Source organism: Acidovorax delafieldii 2AN (genome assembly GCF_000175235.1).
Taxonomy (GTDB): Bacteria; Pseudomonadota; Gammaproteobacteria; order Burkholderiales; family Burkholderiaceae_C; genus Acidovorax; species Acidovorax delafieldii_B.
On sequence record NZ_ACQT01000282.1, the window covers coordinates 1 to 4,396 of the forward strand.

Sequence of the window (4,396 nt, forward strand, 5' to 3'; positions counted from 1 at the left end):
AGGGGCCCGGGGCCGGTGGCGCTGCGCCCTCTGCGGCGGGGGCAGCGGGCACGGCGAGGTGTTCTTGTTCTGGCACGTTGTCGGTCATGGCGGAGCGGGATGGAGGCAACAAAACCCTCGATCATGCCAGCCTTGGCGCCGGGCCCTTCAAAAGCCACACCCCCAGCCCCCTGGGGACATCGTGGGCGCGCGGTGCGCCCGCAGGGCGCAGGAGCACACCCTGCCCGAGCCCCGCAGCGACGCGATGCACCCGAAACCACGCCCCATCTCACCGTTTGCCCCTGGGGCCAAGGGCACGCCCGCACGCCCGCCCTGCGCGTTACGAGCGATTGCCGTTTGCTACAGAGCCGCGGCGCGATTGCGTCTGGTTACTACCGCCCACGTGGGATTCGCGGTCGCTGCGGCTCTCGGGCGTGCGCTTGCCCTGGTTGAGCTGGGTAGGGTCCTGCTCCCCTACCTTGTTCACGTCGTTGGCCACCTTGCCCGTATGGGGCGGCTGCTTATCGTGCGGGTTCTGGCTGGAATGGGTTGTCATGAGGACCTCCTGAAAGGGCACGCGTGCCCAGACTTTGCCGACCGATGGCCCACGGTACAGGAATCGCCCCCGCATGGCAAACCCCTGCCGTCGCCGGGATTGACGCCCCGGACAGCGCGTCCTACAGTGGTTTGTTGCCTGAGCGTGCCCCATCTCTTTGTGCAGGAGAGCCCCATGCAGTACCGGAATCCGCCCCGCCGCGGCAGACCCGACATTCCTCGCAGGACCGCACCACCGTGCCGGTGCCAACCGGGCCAGACACCATGACCGCGACCCCGGGTGCACGCACCACGCTGTACGACACACAGGAGCTGGCAGCCGTCGTCGATACCATGGCCCGGCAGGCCGCGGGCCTGCTCAGAGGCACGCGCGATGTCGCGGTGATTGGCGTGCTGCGCCGCGGGGCGCCGCTGGCCGACCGGCTCACCGCCCGCATGGTGGAACTCCACGGCCTGCCACCGCCCCTGCGGCTGGATCTGCAGGTGAAGCGGTATGCAGATGACCTGACGCTGCTGCATCCCGAAACCCGGCTCACCGAACAGGCGCAGCACGCCGCGCTGGACCTGCGCGGTTACACGGTGCTGGTGGTGGATGACGTCTTGTACACGGGCCACTCCCTGCTGAAGGTGGTGGACTACCTGGCGCGCAAGCAACCCGCCGTCATTCGTGCCGCCTGCCTGGTGGACCGCGACACCACCCGCCTGCCCGTGCATGCCGACGTGGTGGGCGCCCGGCTGGGCATTGCCGCACCCGACATCATCGAGTGCCACGTGCCGCCCTACGAGCCCGATTTCAGGATCGAACTCGTGAAGCCCGACCGCCGGGGCCAGGCCTGATCACCGCCCCTTCGCCCACGGATCCATCATGTTCCAAGACCGCGACGATGCAGCCCGCCAGCTGGCCGACCGCCTGCAGGCTTATGCCGCCCAGCACCCGCTGGTGCTGGCCATTCCCCGGGGAGCGGTTCCCATCGGCAAGATCGTTGCCGCACAGATCGGTGCAGATTTCGATGTGGTGCTGGTGCGCAAGCTGCGCGCGCCCTTCGAGCCGGAAGTGGCCATCGGCTCTGTCGCGGAAAGTGGATGGACCTATATCGCCCCGTATGCGGCCGCCGTGGGCGCCGACCAGGGCTACATTGCCGCCGAAAAACAGCGGCAGATGGCCACGATCCACGCGCGCCGCGCGCAATACACGCCGATCCGGACCCCTATCGACCCGCAGGGGCGCGTCGTCATCGTGGTGGACGACGGCCTGGCCACGGGGGCGACCATGATCTCGGCGTTGCACAGCCTGCGCCAGCGCCAGCCCGCCCGGCTGGTCTGTGCCGTTCCCGTGGCATCCCCTGACGCCCTGGAGAAGATCCGCCCCATGGCCGACGATGTGGTGTGCCTGCATGCACCGGCCCATTTCCAGGCCGTGGGCCAGTTCTATCGCCACTTCCCTCAGGTGGACGACAAGGAAGTGATCGCGCTACTGGCCACCTGAAGCCGGCGCTCCAGGCGCCGTCAGATGCTGCACGAACCAGTCTGCCGCCAAGCCGGCCACGGCCTCGAGCGCGCCAGGCTCTTCAAAAAGATGGGTGGCACCGGGCACGATGGCCAGGGCCTTGGGCCCCGGCATCTGCGCGGCGGCGCTCCGGTTGAGCGCCAGCACCTCTTCATCGCAGCCCCCCACCACCAGCAGGGTCGGGCATTGCACTTGGGCAAGGTCGCGAGCGGGCGCCAGATCCGGGCGCCCGCCACGAGAGACCACGGCGCGGATGACGCTCCCCAGCGCAGCGGCCGCGCGCAAGGCCGCCGCTGCGCCGGTGCTCGCACCAAAATACCCCAGGGGCAGCGGTGCTGTCGCAGGCTGGCGCCGGGCCCAATCGGTGACCACCAGCAAACGCTGCGTCAGCAGCGGAATATCAAACCGCAGCGCGGGGGTGCGGTCTTCCTCGGGCGTGAGCAGATCGACGAGCAGGGTCGCCAGCCTCCGTTCGCGCAGCACCCGGGCAACATAGTTGTTGCGTGGGCTGTGCCGACTGCTTCCGCTGCCGTGGGCAAAAATGACGAGGCCCTGGCTGTGGTGAGAAGCCTCCAGAGCCCCTTCGACATGGCCCCGGCCCACCGGGATGCGCACCAGTTGCGGCGTTGTTGCTTGCATGGGATTCCTCCGTCGATCACACGGCCCTTGCCGGCGGCGCTGCCATGGTCGGGGCCACACCCCGCATCCCTTGCGGCGTACAGGCCAAGCGTACCCGGATGCGACTTCTTCCAGCGCTGCGGGCCGCCTGGAAGGGGTCTTGGCACCCGGCTGTGGGCTTCACCCGTTGTCCGGGCCCGCTCGGGGGGGCGTACCCCAGCGCATGCCGAGACAAAGACCCCGCCACGGCGGCCAGCCGACGCACCGGCATCCCCGCCAGTCGCCAGACAACCGCGCCGAGAAATGCAACGGGCCATCGTACGCCGAAGCGGCGGGGGCGCAACCCCTGCGCACCGCCCCTTGCTGGCGGGCCGGGGAGACGCAATGAACCGAACAGGCGCCTACGCCGCGCCCAGCGCTTCGTCCAGCACCTCGACCCAGTGCCGCACGGGGGTGGACGTGCCGCTTTGCAGGTGCGCGATGCAGCCGATGTTGGCCGACAGGATCATGTCGGGAGCCTGCTCGCCGAAGGCTTCACCCAGCACACCGAGCTTGCGGTCGCGCAGCTGGTACGAGAGATCGGGATTGAGCACCGAATAGGTACCCGCCGAGCCGCAGCACAGGTGGGATTCGTTGCGGGCCGCGCGCAGCTTGAAGCCCAGCTGGTTCAGGTGCGTCTCGACGCCGCCGCGCAGCTGCTGGCCGTGCTGCAGCGTGCACGGCGGGTGGTAGGCAAACAGCACGTCGGGGGCATGCACCCGGCCCGCCAGTTTTTGCGCCAGCTCGGGCAGCAAGGCTGGCAGCAACTCGGACAGGTCGCGCGTGAGGGCGCTGATGCGCGCGGCCTTGGCGGCGTATTGCGGGTCATCCTTCAGGGTGTGGCCGTACTCCTTGACGGTGACGCCGCAGCCCGAGGCATTCATGACGATGGATTCCACCCCGCCCGCCTCCACCAGCGGCCACCAGGCGTCGATGTTGGCACGCATCTGGGCCTTACCGCCCTCCTGGTCGTTGAGGTGGAACTTGACCGCGCCACAGCAGCCCGCTTCGGGCCCGATCACAGCCTGGATGCCCGCTGCATCGAGCACGCGCGCGGTGGCCGTGTTGATGTTGGGCATCATGGCGGGCTGCACGCAGCCGGCCAGCATGAGCACCTTGCGCGCGTGTTCGCGGGTGGGCCAGGCGCCAGCCGGGCGCGGTACGGGCACCTTGGCCTTGAGGGCGACTGGCAGAAGGCCGCGCACCGCCTGCCCCATTTTCATGGCCGGGGCAAACAGGGGCGATGGCAAGCCTTCTTTCAGGGCCCAGCGAAGGGCTTTCTCACCCAGCGGCCGGTCCACCTTCTCGTCCACGATCTTGCGCCCGATATCGACCAGATGCCCGTATTGCACCCCACTGGGGCAGGTGCTTTCGCAGTTGCGGCAGGTCAGGCACCGGTCCAGATGCATCTGCGTCTTGCGCGTGGGGGTTTCGCCTTCGAGCACCTGCTTGATGAGGTAGATGCGGCCGCGCGGGCCATCCAGTTCGTCACCCAGCAACTGGTAGGTGGGACAGGTGGCCGTGCAGAAACCGCAGTGCACGCATTTGCGCAGGATGGCTTCGGCCTCCAGGCCATCGGGGCGGGCGCGGTATTCGGGGGCGAGTTGGGTTTGCATGGAGTGCAGCCTGGACGAGTCAACAACAAAGATTCAATGCGCGGCAGGGGGGTGCGGCGGGCCCGGCCTTGCGCAGGGGGTG

At 68.7% G+C, this 4,396-nt stretch carries 5 protein-coding genes; 2 read left to right on the plus strand and 3 right to left on the minus strand.

The window, feature by feature from the left end:
* Positions 1 to 319: 319 nt before the first annotated feature.
* A complete protein-coding gene (locus ACDELDRAFT_RS19640) occupies positions 320 to 535 on the minus strand; it encodes a hypothetical protein (protein WP_005799797.1) in 216 nt (71 codons plus the stop codon).
* Between the two features lie 263 nt (positions 536 to 798).
* On the opposite strand from ACDELDRAFT_RS19640, the gene ACDELDRAFT_RS19645 reads away from it, so the two are divergent.
* Positions 799 to 1,371, plus strand: coding sequence for a bifunctional pyr operon transcriptional regulator/uracil phosphoribosyltransferase PyrR (locus tag ACDELDRAFT_RS19645; RefSeq protein WP_005799798.1), 573 nt, complete (start codon positions 799 to 801; stop codon positions 1,369 to 1,371).
* A gap of 28 nt (positions 1,372 to 1,399) precedes the next feature.
* Positions 1,400 to 2,020, plus strand: coding sequence for a phosphoribosyltransferase (locus ACDELDRAFT_RS19650; protein ID WP_005799799.1), 621 nt, complete (start codon positions 1,400 to 1,402; stop codon positions 2,018 to 2,020).
* On the opposite strand, the gene ACDELDRAFT_RS19655 is transcribed toward ACDELDRAFT_RS19650, so the two are convergent.
* Both ACDELDRAFT_RS19655 and glcF read right to left on the minus strand, forming a co-directional pair.
* On the minus strand, positions 2,006 to 2,680 hold the full coding sequence (locus ACDELDRAFT_RS19655) for a dienelactone hydrolase family protein (protein ID WP_005799800.1): 675 nt from the start codon (positions 2,678 to 2,680) through the stop codon (positions 2,006 to 2,008). The two genes, ACDELDRAFT_RS19650 and ACDELDRAFT_RS19655, sit on opposite strands and share 15 nt — an antisense overlap.
* A 380-nt stretch (positions 2,681 to 3,060) precedes the next feature.
* Positions 3,061 to 4,314, minus strand: coding sequence for a glycolate oxidase subunit GlcF (gene glcF / locus ACDELDRAFT_RS19660; RefSeq protein ID WP_005799801.1), 1,254 nt, complete (start codon positions 4,312 to 4,314; stop codon positions 3,061 to 3,063).
* Between the last annotated feature and the right edge of the window lie 82 nt (positions 4,315 to 4,396).

Bases quoted from the DNA above. Each gene is read 5' to 3' on its own strand.
- ACDELDRAFT_RS19640 (WP_005799797.1), bottom strand. From the start codon at position 535: ATGACAACCCATTCCAGCCAGAACCCGCACGATAAGCAGCCGCCCCAT.
- ACDELDRAFT_RS19645 (WP_005799798.1), top strand. From the start codon at position 799: ATGACCGCGACCCCGGGTGCACGCACCACGCTGTACGACACACAGGAG.
- ACDELDRAFT_RS19650 (WP_005799799.1), top strand. From the start codon at position 1,400: ATGTTCCAAGACCGCGACGATGCAGCCCGCCAGCTGGCCGACCGCCTG.
- ACDELDRAFT_RS19655 (WP_005799800.1), bottom strand. From the start codon at position 2,680: ATGCAAGCAACAACGCCGCAACTGGTGCGCATCCCGGTGGGCCGGGGC.
- glcF (WP_005799801.1), bottom strand. From the start codon at position 4,314: ATGCAAACCCAACTCGCCCCCGAATACCGCGCCCGCCCCGATGGCCTG.